This window comes from Phocaeicola sp. RTP21198st1_B8_RTP21198_201120 (assembly GCF_040929485.1).
Classification (GTDB): Bacteria; Bacteroidota; Bacteroidia; order Bacteroidales; family Bacteroidaceae; genus Phocaeicola; species Phocaeicola dorei.
This window is the reverse complement of the sequence record NZ_JBCOCI010000559.1, coordinates 442-732: the sequence shown is the minus strand read 5'-3', so window position 1 is coordinate 732 and position 291 is coordinate 442. Positions and strand designations below refer to the sequence as shown.

The window sequence follows — 291 nt, the reverse complement described above, 5'->3', positions numbered from 1 at the left end:
GTTCACTCATCCATTCCAAACCTTTGATACGTTCTCCCAAAGAAGTTTGCAGGTTCTTCACCAGTGTAACCATACGTTCTTTGGCAGCAGCCGGGAAGTACTTCTCTACATACATCTGTCCTACCACTTCGCCAAGTACACCATCTACGGTGCTCACGGAACGTTTCCAGCGAGGTTGCATTTCTTTCTTACCAGACATTGTCCTACTGTAGAAGTCGAAGTTTTGTGCTTCAAAATCATCGCTTAGATAAGAAGCGGCAGCATCTATCAATCCCCATTGGAGGTACAATT

General features: G+C 45.0%; 1 pseudogene. It reads right to left on the bottom strand.

Annotation, left to right across the window (positions count from 1 at the left end):
• A pseudogene (locus AB5935_RS28085) lies at positions 1–291 on the bottom strand (M13 family peptidase); the annotation flags it as partial.